This is a genomic window from Aeromonas sp. SER, from assembly GCF_038739615.1.
Classification (GTDB): Bacteria; Pseudomonadota; Gammaproteobacteria; order Enterobacterales; family Aeromonadaceae; genus Aeromonas; species Aeromonas jandaei.
In genome coordinates this window covers 104589-118769 of sequence record NZ_JBCGFC010000005.1, presented here as the reverse complement: position 1 = coordinate 118769, position 14181 = coordinate 104589, and the positions used below count along the sequence as shown (strand labels likewise).

Sequence of the window (14181 nt, the reverse complement as noted above, 5' to 3'; positions counted from 1 at the left end):
CTCACCATCCGTCAGATTATGGGGCGGTTACGGTACACGACCAGGGAGGGGATCGCCAAACCGAAACTGAGGGCTCCCACGATAAAGAGCGCCTTGAGGCCGTTCTCCACTGCGCTCTGGAGCAAGTTCATGGTCACGCCGTTGATGTTGAGCTCCACCACCGCGATCATGGTCTTGAAGGCGTAGCTGCCCGGGATCATCGGGATGATGGAGGCAACGCTAAACACCGGGCGCGGCGCCAGCAGGCGGCGCGACCAGTAGACACAGACAAAGCCCACGGTGGTGGATGCGGTCAGGGTTGCCCACTCGATAGGCATGCCGTAGTGGATAAGCAGGGTACGCAGACTGTGGGCCAGCGCACCACCCATGGCGCAGTACTTCAGCATTCTCGGCGGCACGTTGAACAACATGGCGAACCCGACGGCCGGAATGGCCGACCAGAAGGCATCCTTGGCCAGTAGCCAGAGCAGATCAATCATACCTTCCACCCCCAGATCCCGGTCACCGACATGGCGAGAATAATGCCAATGGCCGCGCTGATGGTGAGCAGGGTCGCCGTGCCCCAGCGTGCCAACCCCATGTTGAAGTAGCCCTTCACCATGTCGGAGACGGCATTGATGAGCGGAAAACCCGGCACCAGCAGCAGCACGCTGGCCGCCATGGCGAGATAGGGCTGACTGCCCCAGCCAAAGAAGGTGGCGCTGGAGGCAAGCAGGGTGGCGATAAAGCCGGTCACGGCAAAGTTGATAAGCGGACTGTGGTGGTGGCGGGCCATCAGCTGGCGCACCCGCATCGCGATCGCAGCAGAGAGACAGGTCACCACAAAGATGGGCCAGTCACCGCCAAACAGCAGGCTGAAAGCACCGCAGGAGAGCCCCACCATGGGCACCACCAGCCAGGGGTGGTAATGAAAAGGGACGATAGCTTCGAGTCGCAGGCGCACTTCACGGGCACCGATCAGCTCTTTCTCCGCCATGATGCAGATGCGCTGGATCTCGCACACCACCTGCATGTTGATGCCGTGTTCGCGCACCCGCCGGGTGGTAGTGACGCAACTGCCCTGATAGAGGCTGGTGAGCACGATGGCACTGGAGGAGATGGCCATCTCGACGCTCTCCAGCCCCAGCGCCATGCCAAGGCGTACCGTGGTCTGCTCGATGATCCGGCTCTCGGCACCAAACTGGGCCAGCATCTGCCCCACCTTGACGATAATGCGGGTGATCTCTGTCTGTTGCTCCCGCGACAGCACCCGTCTTGGTGTGATACTTCTCATAATCCCTTCGAGTCGTAGCAATAAATTTTGGCCATATTAGCTTAACTTTTATCGCTATTCATCCACCCTTATCACAACTCCCTGAATAATCTATTTTGGCCCAATAAAATAAAACCTCATCACAATTTCATCACCAGCAACATAAAAATCCATAACAAATAAAAAGAGAGTGGCAGGTTCTTATTTTTCCACTCTCCATCAAATCAAGTTTCGATATTAAATATTGCGACAGATTATTTAGGCCGTTTATAGTCGATCAACCGGATTATTTTGCCACTGCCATCGTTTTCAGGCGGAGGTATCTCCTCCTCGCGAAATTGTCGCATTTCACTGCCCATCAGATAAAAGGAATCACGCATCATATTGGCAATGCGGATACAGCTGTCGAGGTTGTTTTTTGCCAACCTGCGCTGACCGTCAATCTTGAACTGGAGCCCGCGCAAACGGCGCTGCTGCTCGGGGTTTGCCCGAGCCATCAGCTGTTCAATCTGCTGCTCCAGAATGGCATCCAGCCGGGAGGATTCACTCGCAGCCAGTTCTTTCAGGGTGTCAAAATCAGGCAACTCCATATGCCCTCCCAGGCAACGCCAACGGGCAGCACAGCCTGTGCTGCATCCCTATCTCGCACTCATTCCACGCTCATCTCTTTCTCTGTATACAATGCCGATATAAGGGGTTCAATCCGCCTGATGACGACCTTCGGGGTATTATCGGTATTGGCCGCTTCTCTCTATTTTAATTGTGTTAAGGATCAAACGATTATTTTTATAATCCGGCCCACCTGCCACTTATAAAATTTTGTCTGATGTGATTTGTTTTTTATTGCTGATTAATGAATTGTTGCTGGATATTTTGCTTCATTCGACACTGGATAATCGTAGTCCGGAAGGCTCAGCTTTTCTGGCGATTTAACTTATCTCACTGATTATGTTATTTTAATTACCACTTTTTCGGATATCCAAGAGCAGACCATGAGCAAGGCAAAAATCGGTATCGTGACCGTCAGCGATCGCGCCAGTGCTGGCATCTACGAAGACCTCTCCGGCAAGGCCATCATCGACACCCTGAACGCCTATCTGACCTCGGAGTGGGAGCCCGTCTATCAGGTGATCCCCGATGAGCAGGATCAGATTGAAGCGACCCTGATCCGGCTGGCGGACGAGGAGCAGTGCAGCCTCATCGTCACCACTGGTGGCACCGGCCCGGCCAAACGGGACGTCACCCCGGAAGCAACCGAAGCGGTATGCGATCGCATGATGCCGGGCTTTGGCGAGCTGATGCGGGCCGAATCCCTCAAGTTTGTTCCGACCGCCATTCTGTCACGCCAGACTGCGGGCCTGCGCGACGATACCCTGATCGTCAACCTGCCGGGCAAACCCAAGTCGATCCGCGAGTGTCTGGATGCAGTCTTCCCCGCCATTCCCTACTGCATCGACCTGATGGAAGGGCCCTATCTGGAGTGCGACGAAACCGTCATCAAGCCATTTCGGCCAAAGAAATAACCCAATTCTGAACAGGCCATAAAAAATAGTGGCGAGCATTGCTCACCACTATTTTTATCCGGTTTTTCACACCGACAAATCGCTTCGCTTATTTACGGCCAAATACTTTCACGCCAGCCTTGCTGCGCTCGGAATTACCGTACACTTCGATTTTCTTTACACAGCGGCGCGAGCCAAGGGATTTCCAGCCGGTCTCGGTATCACCACGCATATCCTGATCGAAATAGATCGTCTTGGTGCGATCACCGCCATATGTGACGACGACTCGATCCAGGGTCAAATCACGCTCTGCCTTCACCTTGATATATTTGGTCTGGCGGCAAATCACCATGGGAATTGTGGCACCATGATCACCGGCCCCCAGCAAAATGGTGCGGCCGAGGGTGAATTGATCTTCACCGGCATGGCTGGCAGTAGCGACAACCAGCAGAAGAGTTCCCAGCAGGGCACGAACGGAAAAACGGGAACGCCAGAGAGCGAGCAGGGACATAACACCTCCAATAAAAAATGGAGCGCCATGATAGTGAAGCAACCATAACGGAAGCTGTACCCCGCGGCCAAAAGCAGTGAATTGATGGTAATTTGCTGCGAATGTCGGCAATTTGCATGGATTTAAAAACAACAAGGGCTGCCACTGGCAGCCCTTGTCATCTCATGGCTGGATCAACGCTCCATGATCTGGGTGACGTCATCCTTTTTGATCATCACTTCGCGCCCTTCGGTATCGTAGTAGCGATACATGCCGGTGCTCTCGTCCAGCTTGGGTTTGCTATCGGTGGTGATCATCTTGCCGTCCTTGGTGCTCATGATGTATTGGGAGCTGCATGCCACCAGCCCCAGCGCACAGATCAGGATCATCATCAGTTGTTTCATCGCCGCTTTTGCCTCCCTCTGCACCCTCACCACGAGGATGATGAGTGAAGCCTAGCTCAACATCATGGCCCCGTTTGCATCGATTTTGGGAACGGGATCTGCGTCAAAAATCAGTGAGTTAGCCTTTATGACGGCGATGAATCAGGCGCCGGAATAAAAAAGGCCGGACAACTGTCCGGCCTTTTATGCGATCTCTATCCGTTACTTGGCAGGCTTGCGCTCGCCGGTCACGGTCGGGTTCTTGGGATCGGAACTCCACTCGTACCAGCCACCGTCGTAAACGCTGATCCGCTTCCAGTCCATCAACCAGGCGTAGAAGAAGGCTTCGGAGGCACGCCAGCCGGTACCGCAGTAGAAGGCGGCCTGCTGGGTCGGCTCGATGTTCCACTCATCCCACATGGCGAGGATCTCGCGGGCCGGCTTCATGGTACCGTCCGGGTTGTGGAAGTCGCTCATGCTGTTGGCATCGACACCACCATGACCCCACTTGGCCCCCGGGATATCGCCCTTCGGCTTGATGTAGCTGTAGCCAGAGGTGTTGCCGACAAACTCGTCCCAGGTACGCACGCTGACCAGCGCACTATCGGGCTGCTTGAGCAGGGTCTTGGCCTGATCCAAAGTGGTGTAGTACTCGGGGTGAGCGGGAATGGCCACCCCAAAATCCTTCACCGGCTCATATTTGTTGGGCAGGCCGGTTTCGGTGCGCAGGTGCTGGATAAACCAGGCATCAAGGCCGCCGTCCAGCAGGCGGACATCTTCCACGCCGGCATACATCATCAGATGCGCAGCACGGGCAGCCGCCATGGTGTTGCGACCGTAGAGGATCACGGTGGTGTCGTGGCGGATGCCATTCTCCAGCAGCAGCTTTTTAAGCGCCTCGTCAGAGACCTTGTTCCACAGCGGCTCCTCTTCCAGACGGTTGGTATCGATATAACCCGCCCCCGGAATGTGGCTCAGCAGATAGGCCTTGGGTGAACCCCAATCCACTTCAAACAGCTTCCAGTCACCCTTGGGCGCTGCAGCTACCGGCCGGCCTTCCTGCAGGTCGAGCAACCAGCGCGGATAGACCAGCTGTTGCCAGCGAGCCAGGTGTTCGCGTGGGGCGCTTTGCCAGCCCTGCAGCTCGAACAGCTGCTTGATGCCCTGCATGCGCAGCATGCGCGCCACTTCGGCCACTTCGCGCGGCGCACCATAGAGCGCGACCGGGCGATCGGCTTTCAGCCCCTTGGTGGCAAGGGCGGCAGGCCAATCCGCATCGCGGTATTTCCACTCGGCGGAGAGGTTCTCGGCGCCAGCCACATGGCCCCCCTGCTTCTCGCCCTCCATGGGCCACCCCTGATAGAAGTAGCTGGCGCGAGTATCCAGGATGACCGCCTGTTTGGCCTTGGCGTCAGCCAGCGAAAGCGGTGGCAACTCGGCTGCAAAGGCGGGCAGGGCACACCAGAGCAGCAAGGTCGCCAGCGCGGCCTGCAAGAAGCGAAGATGTCGTTTCATGGTGATTTCTCGATTCATAGTGAACAAGGTTAAAAAATGGAGCGGCCCAGACGCTCGGCCAATAACTCCAGCGCTGCCGTCCCTGCCAGCGAATTGCCCGCTTTGTTAAGCTCGGGCGACCAGACACAGACGCACAATTCTCCCGGGATAAGGGCCACGATACCACCGCCGACCCCGGACTTGCCCGGCATGCCAACCCGGTAGGCAAAGTCCCCCGCCTCGTCATAGAGGCCGCAAGTCGCGAGCAGGGCGTTGACCTGCTTGGTGGTGCGCGCCGGCAGCAGCGGGGTTGTTTCGCCAAGCGGCAAGCCGCGGTTGGCCAGATAGATAAAGGTTCGCGCCAGATCGACGCAACTCATGCGGATGGCGCAGGCATTGAAATAGCTCTGCAGCACCTTGTCCACTTCGTTTTCGAAGTTGCCATAGGCCTTCATCAGATAGGCGATGGCGGCGTTGCGGGCCGAGTGCTGATATTCGGAGCGGGCGACGACCTGATCCGCCATGATGGCCGGATTGCCGGAGAGGCGGCGAGCCAGCTCCAGGGTGCGCTGGCGCGGCGCGGTAAGGCGGGTCTCCAGCAGATCGTTGACCACCAGAGCGCCGGCATTGATAAAGGGGTTGCGGGGTATCCCCTGCTCGAACTCGAGCTGGACCAGCGAATTGAAGGGTTGGCCGGAGGGCTCTTTGCCGACCCGGGCCCAGATCTCCTCCTCCTGATAGAGGGTGAGGGCCAGCGTCAGGCTCAGGGCCTTGGAGATACTCTGGATGGAGAAGGGTTCGAAGGCATCACCGGCCGTGAACAGCTCCCCCTCCACGGTACAGACCGCAATGCCGAGCCGGTCGGCTGGCACCTGCGCCAGTGCAGGAATATAGTCGGCCACCTTGCCGTGCCCCAGCAGCGGGCGCACCTCTTCCAGAATGCTGGCCAGTAATTCGGATGACAACACCATAAGCAATTCCATGACTAAAGCGGGTGTGGAGATCCCATCCCCACTGACAAAAATCCCGCCAGTGGCGGGATTTGTCTATCTGACTGCGGCAGGCAGTCGACACCGGCTCGCCTGCCACAGCGAGTCTGGTATCAGGCGGGTTCGCCGTACCAGAGGTCGAACAGTTCGGTGACCACGACAGCTTCCATCCCCTTGCCTTCCAGCCAGGATTTGACGGCGGCACGGTCTTCTTCGCTGCACTTGCCCAGCTGCTGGGTGCAGATCATCCCTTCCCAGGCCAGGTGGCCGGAACCGGCGAAAGCCAGTTTGCGGGGTTCGATCACTTCATCGATCATCGCATCGACTACGGCATCGATGGTCTCTTCGGCAGTGCCGACCGGGAAGTTGAAACTGATGTCGAAACCCATTTCCTGGAATTCATCGACGCGCAGTTTCTTGCGCAGGCGGCGGCTACGATTGGCCATGATAGCTCCTCAAGTTAGTTGATACGCTCGGTGTGTTGACGTGCCAGCTCAGCTGACACGCTTGAAAATCAGATCCCAAACCCCGTGCCCCAGACGATGGCCACGTTGCTCGAATTTGGTCAGCGGGCGCCAGTCAGGGCGCGGCACCCAGTTGCCGGTCGCGGAGGTGTTCTCGTAACCCTCGGCGGCACTCATCACTTCCAGCATGTGCTCGGCGTAGTTTTCCCAGTCGGTGGCCATGTGGAACACGCCACCGATGGCCAGCTTCTGGCGAATGTCCTGGGCAAAGGCCGGCTGCACGATGCGGCGCTTGTGGTGACGGCTCTTGTGCCAGGGATCCGGGAAGAAGAGCTGCAGGCAGGAGAGTGAACCGTTCGGGATCATGTGCTCCAGCACCTCGACCGCATCGTGGCAAATCACCTTCAGATTGGTGACACCCGCTTCCTGAGCGGTACCCAGACAGGCGCCCACGCCCGGGGAGTGTACTTCGATGCCGATGAAGTTCTTCTCGGGGGCATTCTTGGCCATCTCGACCAGAGAGGCGCCCATGCCAAAGCCGATCTCCAGCACCACAGGTGCTTCACGGCCAAACAGTGCGACCAGATCGAGTTGCTTTGGCTCGAAATCGATGCCCATGACCGGCCAGAGCTCTTCCAGGGCTTTCTCCTGCCCTTTGGTCAGGCGGCCTTCGCGACGGACAAAGCTGCGGATCTTGCGCATGAACTTGCCGTCTTCGTTAAATACATCTTGGGTCACAGGCATAATGGTCTCGTTATTTCATCAATCCGGGTAATACATCTGGTGTCCGATCCCGCCGGGGGATCGCTTGCGGCCCGCTATTTCATCGCACCGCAAAAACAGGGGAGCGAATTATCCCAAGATGGGCTCAAGGCGCAAGTGTTTCGAGCAACAAATATTCCAGCTAGCCACTCCCCTGCCCCCTTACTGGCATCACTACTCCGACTAACCGCCCAATATAATCCGCAGTAGAGCCAATCCAGCCCTTTTTTAGCGATTTTTGTGACAATCATTGCCTCATTTCTGAAATCTGATACAAACGGATAACCTGGCGGTCGAATGGAGCGACCGCCCACATGCCGAGAGAATTGCCTATGCAGCCGTTTTTTGCCCAGCGCTTCGAGAAGGTCGAGCCTTCCTTTATCCGTGAAATCCTCAAAGTTGCCGCCAATCCGGAGATCATCTCCTTCGCCGGCGGCCTGCCCAATCCTCACCTGTTTCCGGTCAAGGCCATCGATCAGGCTTGTCAGGATGTGCTGCGCGAACAGGGGGCTGCCGCCCTGCAATATGCGGCGACCGAAGGGTATGCACCGCTGCGCCAGTACATTGCCGACCGCTATCTGGCACGCCACGGCATGCAGGTCAATCCGGACAACATCCTCATTACCAGTGGCTCCCAGCAGGCGCTGGATCTGCTGGGCAAGGTGCTGATCGACGAGGGGCAGGATCTCATCATCGAAGAGCCGGGCTATCTGGGCGCCATTCAGGCCTTCTCTGTCTATCAACCGAATTTCAAGCCAATCACCCTCGGCGAAGCCGGGCTGGATCTGGCGGCGCTGGATGCGCTGCTGGCAAACGGCTCCAATGCCAAGCTGCTCTACGGCGTCCCCAACTTCCAGAACCCGAGTGGCGTCTCCTACAGCCGCGCCAACCGCGAGGCACTGGCTGAGCGACTGGTCAGCCACGAGCTCCTGATGGTGGAAGATGATCCCTACGGCGAGCTGCGTTTCGAAGGGGAACATCTGCCCCCGATTGCCAAGCTGGCGCCGAACAATACCGTACTGCTCGGGTCCTTCTCCAAAACCGTGGTGCCCGCCTTCCGTCTGGGCTGGATGCTGGTGCCGGAGTGGCTGCGCAAGAAGGTGACCATCGCCAAACAGGCGACCGACCTGCACAGCAACGCCTTCAGCCAGCAGGTGCTGCACCGCTTCCTGATGGATAACTCCCTTGACGCCCATCTGGAGAAGATCAAGGAGGTCTATGGCCGTCAGCGCGCCGCCATGGAAGCCGCCCTGACTCGTCACTGCCCGCCCGGTGTCAGCTACACCAGACCGGAAGGGGGCATGTTCCTCTGGCTGACCCTGCCGGCTCATATCAGCGCCATGGCCTTGTTTGACGAGGCGATCAAGGAGAAGGTAGCCTTCGTGCCTGGCGCCCCCTTCTATGTGCGCCCCGAGATCAAGAACACCCTGCGCCTGAGCTTCTCCTGCGTCGATGAAGCGACCATTGAGGAGGGGGTCAAGCGGCTGGCTCGCGCCCTCCAGCGGATGCTCTGACCCAAGCCACCGCACAGAAACAAAAAAACCAGCGAACAGTTCGCTGGTTTTTTTTATGCCTTCACTTAACCACAATCAGCCAAACAAGCTCTTGCAAAACTGCGCCATCGGCATGGGGCGGCCATAGAGATATCCTTGCAGATAGTCGACATGGCGATCCCGCAGGTAGTCCGCCTGCGACTGCTTCTCAACCCCTTCCGCGATCAGGATCAATTCCAGCCGTTTCGCCAGATCAATCACGTTCTCGACGATATGGCTGGAGAGAGCATCCGTGCCGATCATCTCCACAAAGCTCCGGTCAATCTTGATGGCATCGACCTGAAACTGTTGCAGATAGGTCAGACTGGAGTGACCGGTGCCAAAGTCATCGATAGAGATCAACACGCCCAGCTTGCGCAATTCGGCAAACATCCGGGCGGTTGTCTCATCGGCCACCAGCAACTCCCGCTCCGTCAGCTCCAACCCCAAATCAACAGGATTCTCCTTGAAGGCGTCGAGAAACGCCTTGCAGTCAGCCAACAGGTCGAGATCCTGAAAGTGTTTGGCGCTGATATTGAAGCAAAAATGAAACTTTGCTGGCAGCTTGCGAGCATAAGGGGAGAAGTGGTCGCGCACCTCGGCCATCAACAGGCTGGTCATGGGCACGATCAGCCCGCTATCTTCCGCCAGCGGGATAAAGCGATCCGGCGGAATCATCCCCTGTTTGGGGTGCTGCCAGCGCATCAGCACCTCACAGCCACGCCACTGCTCGTCATCACCGGAGACCACCGGCTGCAGGTAGGGAATAAACTCCTCGTCGATCAACGCCCGCTTGAGCTCCTCCGATGGTGAGCTGCTACGCCCCATCAACCGGAATGTCCCCACGCCAACCAGCAAACCCAGCAGAGGGTAGAGCAGGATATGGCCCCAGGAGTGGCGCCAGGCGTGCTCAAGATAATCCTCTCGTGTCACCCGGGTCGCCACCTGATAGGGATAACGGCTCGAAGAGAAGGCCAGATAGCCCGGCTCAGTTGCAGGCGGTACCCCTGCGACTTGTCCGCTACCAAACATGGCACGGGTGCCAACGATAAGCGCCATCGGCGAGTTCTTGCTGGAGATATCGAGGATATTGCGCAGGTAGTAACCATCGACACCAACCAGCACACTCCCCTCACCTGCGGCGTGGCGAAATATCAGTAAAGGGTGGTCCGGGGTAACCACATTGCCTTTGAGCAACTGCAAACGGCCCGCAACATAACTGTTTACGTCGAACACCCCGTCGTAATCGCCATAAAGGGAGGAGCAGTAGATACGGCTGCCGAGCGCCAGATTGACGGAACGGACATCGGGGACGATGGCCGCCTGTTCTCGCAGCAGTTGCGCCGTATCCCTGCAGGGTTTACCCAGCATGCTCTCTACATTGATCGCAGCCTGACGGGCATGATCCACAGTCCGGTCAAACAGGGTCAGCGAATATTGCAACCGCTGCTGGGCATCCTTGTTCACTTCCGACATGGTTTGCCAGGCCACTGTCAGTTCCCCCAGTACCAGTAACGCACCACCCGCGAGCAGGGCAGCAAAAAGCCTTGCACGCAGCTTGCTTGTTTTCAGACGATGAAATGGCATGGCTTACTCTTCGTATACAGGAGGTAGCTACCGAGGTAGCGGATGGCAGCCCGGGCCTTGGCCACAAGCAGTAGCAATGATAACGATTCAGTAACAGCCTCTCACATCACAAAAATCCATCAACCGAGGCCAAGGATTAAATGTATTGCCCGACAGTCGGGAAAGGGCTCACCATCTTGCTCCACCAGCCCGGGGTTGGCACGCAACTTGTCCATCGGGATCAGGGCCATTAGAGTAGAACAAACGACCGCAGGAGCGCGCAACGATGAAGATTCTGATTACCGGAGGAACCGGTTTTATTGGCCGCCGTCTGGTGGCCCATCTCAAGGTCAATCACGACGTGGTCGTCCTGAGCCGACAAGGCAGTCGCGCCTACTCCCTGCTTGGCCACGATGTCCAGATCATCGATAGCCTCGACAGCCTAGATGACCTCAACGATGTGGATGCGGTGATCAATCTGGCAGGGGAACCCATAGCCGCAGGCCGCTGGAGCGAGCAGCGCAAGCAACTGCTCTGCGACAGCCGCTGGCTGCTGACCGAGCAGCTGGTCGATCTTATCAAGCTCTCCACAACGCCCCCCAGGGTGCTGATCAACGCCTCCGCCATCGGCTGGTATGGCAGGCAGGGGGCAGAGCCCCTCGACGAGCAGTGCCGCTCACCCCATCAGGAGTTCACCCACCAGCTCTGTCAGCAGTGGGAGACGCTGGCGCAGGAAGCCGGCAGCAAGCAGACCCGGGTATGCATCGTGCGGATCGGGCTGGTGCTCGGCATGGATGGCGGCGCCCTGCCCAAAATGCTGCCCCCCTATCGCCTCGGGCTTGGCGGCCCAATGGGCAGTGGCAATCAGATGATGAGCTGGATCCATGTGCAGGATCTGGTGCGTGCCATGCTGTTTCTGCTGGAACACGAGGAGTGCAACGGTATCTTCAACGGCACGGCGCCTCATCCTGTCAGCAACCGGGAGTTCAGCCAGACCCTTGCTCGCACCCTCCATCGCCCGCACCTCTTCTTCGTCCCGGCGCCGCTGCTGCAACTGGTGATGGGAGAGGCTGCCGACCTGCTGCTGACCGGGCAAAACGTACTGCCCGCGCATCTGCAACAGGCCGGCTTCCATTTTACCTACCCGCAGCTACCACAGGCACTGACCGATCTGTTGCGAGAGACTCGCTAACACTTTCCGAACAGCCAAAACTCGCACAGTAATCAGCCCGACCACAGGTCGGGCTGATGGTCTCCAGCACCTGCGCTCTCGAGGGCCTGATTACAACAATCCCTGACCCAGACCACGCAGCCGATCACTGAGGGTGCCTGCCAGCAGCTGGCGCCGCATTCCCTGACCGGCCAGGGTGACCAGCAGCGCCCCCAGGGTTGGCAATCCGAGCCAGATGCGCCAGTGGAACTGCCACTGACCATCAAACCACCAGAACTGCAGAGCAAAGGCACACAACTCCACCACCATGGCGGCACAGAGTCCGGCCAGCAAGCCACTCGCCACCAGCTCCCAGCGCAGCATCTTGCCAAGCAGCGTGCTGCCAGCCCCCAGAGTGCGCATCAACAGCAGTTCGCGTCGCCGCTGGGCCATGCTGGCCTGAGTCTGGGTCAGCAGCACCAGCAGCGCCGCCACCGTCACCAGCCCCAGCATCAGGGCCAGCGCCCGACTCACCTGCTCCGAGACCCGGGTCAGCCGCACGATGAGATCATCCACATCAATCAGGCTCACCGTCGGATGGTGGCGGATCAACCCCACCTCGGCGGCACGCCCCTCTGCCGGCAGCCGGTAGCTGCCGATCCAGGTGCGGGAGAAGGGGGCCAGCAGATCGGGTGAGAAGATCATGTAGAAGTTGGGCCGCATGTTGTCCCACTTGATACTGCGCAGACTGGTGACCCGAGCCCCGAAGCTGCGCCCCTCGATGGTAAAGGCGAGCATGTCCCCCAGCTTGATATCGAGCCGTTTGGCCAGTTCGCTGTCGACCGATACCTCGCCGGGGCCGGAGAGCCACTTCCCTGCCACCAGCTTGTTGTCGGCTGGCAGGGCCGTCGTGGTAGTAAAGTTGAGCTCCCGATCGACCCCTTCGCGACCACTGCGAGCCCCTTCCCCCACCGCATCACCGGCGATATGGGTCAGGCGCCCGCGCACCATGGGATAGAAGTCGGAGGTAACGGCGCCAGCTCCCGCCAGTTCGCTCAGGATCCCTTCCCGCTCGCTATCGGCCACATTGACCAGAAACCGGTTGGGGGCATCGGCCGGCAAACGGGCGGAGAACTCCTCCAGCAGATCGATGCGAACCGCCCAGAGCAAACCAAACAGCATCAGCGCCAGCGCAAAACCGGCCAGCTGGAACAGACCGCTGCGCCGCTCGCGCGACAGGTGGGCCAACGCCAGCCGCAGGGCGTGCGGACCATTCACCCGAGCCCCCAATCGCAACATCAGGGAGGCCAGCAGAGCCAGCAGCCCCATCAGCAGGCCCATGCCTCCCACCAAACCCAGCGCCAGCCGCACATCGGCGGTAAAGCCCCATACCAGCGCAAACAGGCCGAGCAGACCGACCGGCAGCGCCAGCCAGGGGGGGATCCCCGCCTCCAGCTCGCGACGCAACACCCGCAGCGGCGGCACTTTCAGCAGCCGCAAGAAGGGGATAAAGGCGAGCAGCAGGGTGATGAAGAGGGCTACCGCCACTCCCAGCGCAAAGGGGCGCCAGGAGGGGGGCGGCAGATCCGGTGGCAGCAACTCACCCAGCAGTTGCAGGGTGAACCACTGCATGATGGTGCCCGCAACCAGCCCCAGCAGGGCGCCGATCAAGGTCAGCGACAGCAACAGCCCGCTCATCAGTTGCCACAGACTGGTGCGCGATGCCCCCAAGGTCTTGAGCAGCGCCACCATATTGGTCTGGCGCTCGGCAAAGTGACGTACCGCGATGCCCATCGCCAGCGCTCCCAGCAGCACGCCGCAGAGGGACGCCAGCCGGAAGAAGCGCTCGGCATTGACCAGCGAGCGGCCCACCTGGGATTCACTGTCATCGGGGGTGATCCACTTCTGCCCGGCCTGCAGCTGAGGAACCAGCCAGCGCTCATAGCGGGCCAGCGCCTCTCGCGACCCTTTGAAGAGATAGCGCCATTGCTGACGACTGCCCGGCAGCAGGGCACCGGTCGCCTCGATGTCGGCGCTGTGGATGAGCGCCCGCGGCGCCAGCAGGAAGGGGCTGAAGCCCTGATCGGGCTCCTCGCCAAGCTGCCCAGCCACCTTGAGCACCGTATTGCCCACCTCCAGCTCATCCCCCACCTTGGCCGCCAGCAACTGCATTACCCGGGCGGAGAGCCAGATTTCACCGGGGGCAGGAGTCCGTGCCGGGGTCAGCTCCAGCTTGCCGTAGAAGGGAAAACCGTCTGGCACCGCCCGAATGGAAGCGAGCTGAAGCGCATCGCCGTGAAACAGCATGCTGTTGAAACTGACCGTGGTCTGCAACGCCAGGCCATCTTTTTGTGCCTGCAGCAACCAGCCATCCGGAACCGCAGTGGCGGTGCGCAGCACCCGATCCGCCCCGATAAAGTCGCGGCCAGATGCCTTGAGTCCCGCCTCCAGCCGATCTGCCACCAGCGCCACGCTGAGCACACAGGCCACACTCAGGGCCAGCGCCAACACAAACCAGCGCAGCTCGCCGCTCCATCCTTCCCGGCGCAGCAGTCGCCATCCCAATCGCCACTGCATCATCCCTGACCACCTCCGCT

General features: G+C 59.2%; 14 protein-coding genes. 3 read left to right on the top strand and 11 right to left on the bottom strand.

Annotation, left to right across the window (positions count from 1 at the left end):
• Positions 1 to 11: 11 nt before the first annotated feature.
• From AAHA41_RS09595 to AAHA41_RS09585, 3 genes are all read right to left on the bottom strand, one after another.
• Positions 12 to 479, bottom strand: a complete 468-nt coding sequence (locus tag AAHA41_RS09595) for a threonine/serine exporter family protein (protein ID WP_033112733.1) — start codon at positions 477 to 479, stop codon at positions 12 to 14.
• Positions 476 to 1273 (bottom strand): threonine/serine exporter family protein, encoded by a 798-nt coding sequence (locus AAHA41_RS09590; protein ID WP_042029862.1) that lies wholly within the window; start codon positions 1271 to 1273, stop codon positions 476 to 478. The genes AAHA41_RS09595 and AAHA41_RS09590 overlap by 4 nt, the downstream gene beginning before the upstream one ends.
• Positions 1274 to 1506: 233 nt before the next feature.
• On the bottom strand, positions 1507 to 1842 hold the full coding sequence (locus AAHA41_RS09585) for a DUF3135 domain-containing protein (protein WP_323070290.1): 336 nt from the start codon (positions 1840 to 1842) through the stop codon (positions 1507 to 1509).
• Between the two features lie 402 nt (positions 1843 to 2244).
• Here AAHA41_RS09585 and mog point away from each other — a divergent pair, with 402 nt between their 5' ends.
• Positions 2245 to 2775, top strand: a complete 531-nt coding sequence (mog, locus tag AAHA41_RS09580; RefSeq protein ID WP_323070291.1) for a molybdopterin adenylyltransferase — start codon at positions 2245 to 2247, stop codon at positions 2773 to 2775.
• Between the two features lie 88 nt (positions 2776 to 2863).
• Here mog and AAHA41_RS09575 read toward each other — a convergent pair whose 3' ends face one another.
• The 6 genes from AAHA41_RS09575 to trmB all read right to left on the bottom strand — a co-directional run bounded on the left by AAHA41_RS09575 (position 2864) and on the right by trmB (position 7318).
• A complete protein-coding gene (locus tag AAHA41_RS09575; protein WP_041209941.1) occupies positions 2864 to 3265 on the bottom strand; it encodes a DUF2541 family protein in 402 nt (133 codons plus the stop codon).
• A 173-nt stretch (positions 3266 to 3438) separates the two neighbouring features.
• The gene (locus tag AAHA41_RS09570) at positions 3439 to 3648 is read right to left on the bottom strand and encodes a YgdI/YgdR family lipoprotein (protein ID WP_033112737.1); all 210 of its coding nucleotides are present in this window, start codon (positions 3646 to 3648) and stop codon (positions 3439 to 3441) included.
• A gap of 201 nt (positions 3649 to 3849) precedes the next feature.
• Positions 3850 to 5142 carry a sulfurtransferase gene (locus AAHA41_RS09565; RefSeq protein ID WP_323070292.1) on the bottom strand — a complete coding sequence of 431 codons (1293 nt, stop codon included), beginning with the start codon at positions 5140 to 5142 and terminating at the stop codon, positions 3850 to 3852.
• Between the two features lie 29 nt (positions 5143 to 5171).
• Entirely contained in the window at positions 5172 to 6092 is a 921-nt protein-coding gene (gene glsB, locus AAHA41_RS09560; RefSeq protein WP_033112739.1) for a glutaminase B, read from the bottom strand.
• 131 nt (positions 6093 to 6223) lie between these two features.
• Positions 6224 to 6556, bottom strand: coding sequence for a YggL family protein (locus AAHA41_RS09555; RefSeq protein ID WP_033112740.1), 333 nt, complete (start codon positions 6554 to 6556; stop codon positions 6224 to 6226).
• Between the two features lie 48 nt (positions 6557 to 6604).
• A complete protein-coding gene (trmB, locus tag AAHA41_RS09550; RefSeq protein WP_005335228.1) occupies positions 6605 to 7318 on the bottom strand; it encodes a tRNA (guanosine(46)-N7)-methyltransferase TrmB in 714 nt (237 codons plus the stop codon).
• A gap of 350 nt (positions 7319 to 7668) precedes the next feature.
• Between trmB and AAHA41_RS09545 the strand changes: the two genes are divergently transcribed.
• Positions 7669 to 8850: a PLP-dependent aminotransferase family protein gene (locus AAHA41_RS09545; protein WP_323070293.1), complete on the top strand. Its 1182-nt coding sequence runs from the start codon at positions 7669 to 7671 to the stop codon at positions 8848 to 8850.
• 75 nt (positions 8851 to 8925) lie between these two features.
• On the opposite strand, the gene AAHA41_RS09540 is transcribed toward AAHA41_RS09545, so the two are convergent.
• Complete coding sequence (locus AAHA41_RS09540) at positions 8926 to 10455, bottom strand: cyclic diguanylate phosphodiesterase (protein WP_323070294.1); 1530 nt, start codon at positions 10453 to 10455, stop codon at positions 8926 to 8928.
• Positions 10456 to 10720: 265 nt separating this feature from the next.
• On the opposite strand from AAHA41_RS09540, the gene AAHA41_RS09535 reads away from it, so the two are divergent.
• Positions 10721 to 11626, top strand: a complete 906-nt coding sequence (locus AAHA41_RS09535; RefSeq protein WP_104014027.1) for a TIGR01777 family oxidoreductase — start codon at positions 10721 to 10723, stop codon at positions 11624 to 11626.
• A gap of 90 nt (positions 11627 to 11716) precedes the next feature.
• Here the strand turns inward: AAHA41_RS09535 and AAHA41_RS09530 are convergent, their stop codons facing one another.
• Complete coding sequence (locus tag AAHA41_RS09530; RefSeq protein WP_323070295.1) at positions 11717 to 14164, bottom strand: FtsX-like permease family protein; 2448 nt, start codon at positions 14162 to 14164, stop codon at positions 11717 to 11719.
• Positions 14165 to 14181: the final 17 nt, after the last annotated feature.

Coding starts and splice junctions, on each gene's coding strand:
- AAHA41_RS09535 (WP_104014027.1), top strand. CDS start 10,721: ATGAAGATTCTGATTACCGGAGGAACCGGTTTTATTGGCCGCCGTCTG.
- AAHA41_RS09545 (WP_323070293.1), top strand. CDS start 7,669: ATGCAGCCGTTTTTTGCCCAGCGCTTCGAGAAGGTCGAGCCTTCCTTT.
- glsB (WP_033112739.1), bottom strand. CDS start 6,092: ATGGTGTTGTCATCCGAATTACTGGCCAGCATTCTGGAAGAGGTGCGC.
- AAHA41_RS09565 (WP_323070292.1), bottom strand. CDS start 5,142: ATGAAACGACATCTTCGCTTCTTGCAGGCCGCGCTGGCGACCTTGCTG.
- AAHA41_RS09595 (WP_033112733.1), bottom strand. CDS start 479: ATGATTGATCTGCTCTGGCTACTGGCCAAGGATGCCTTCTGGTCGGCC.
- AAHA41_RS09555 (WP_033112740.1), bottom strand. CDS start 6,556: ATGGCCAATCGTAGCCGCCGCCTGCGCAAGAAACTGCGCGTCGATGAA.
- AAHA41_RS09585 (WP_323070290.1), bottom strand. CDS start 1,842: ATGGAGTTGCCTGATTTTGACACCCTGAAAGAACTGGCTGCGAGTGAA.
- trmB (WP_005335228.1), bottom strand. CDS start 7,318: ATGCCTGTGACCCAAGATGTATTTAACGAAGACGGCAAGTTCATGCGC.
- AAHA41_RS09540 (WP_323070294.1), bottom strand. CDS start 10,455: ATGCCATTTCATCGTCTGAAAACAAGCAAGCTGCGTGCAAGGCTTTTT.
- AAHA41_RS09575 (WP_041209941.1), bottom strand. CDS start 3,265: ATGTCCCTGCTCGCTCTCTGGCGTTCCCGTTTTTCCGTTCGTGCCCTG.
- AAHA41_RS09530 (WP_323070295.1), bottom strand. CDS start 14,164: ATGATGCAGTGGCGATTGGGATGGCGACTGCTGCGCCGGGAAGGATGG.
- AAHA41_RS09590 (WP_042029862.1), bottom strand. CDS start 1,273: ATGAGAAGTATCACACCAAGACGGGTGCTGTCGCGGGAGCAACAGACA.
- mog (WP_323070291.1), top strand. CDS start 2,245: ATGAGCAAGGCAAAAATCGGTATCGTGACCGTCAGCGATCGCGCCAGT.
- AAHA41_RS09570 (WP_033112737.1), bottom strand. CDS start 3,648: ATGAAACAACTGATGATGATCCTGATCTGTGCGCTGGGGCTGGTGGCA.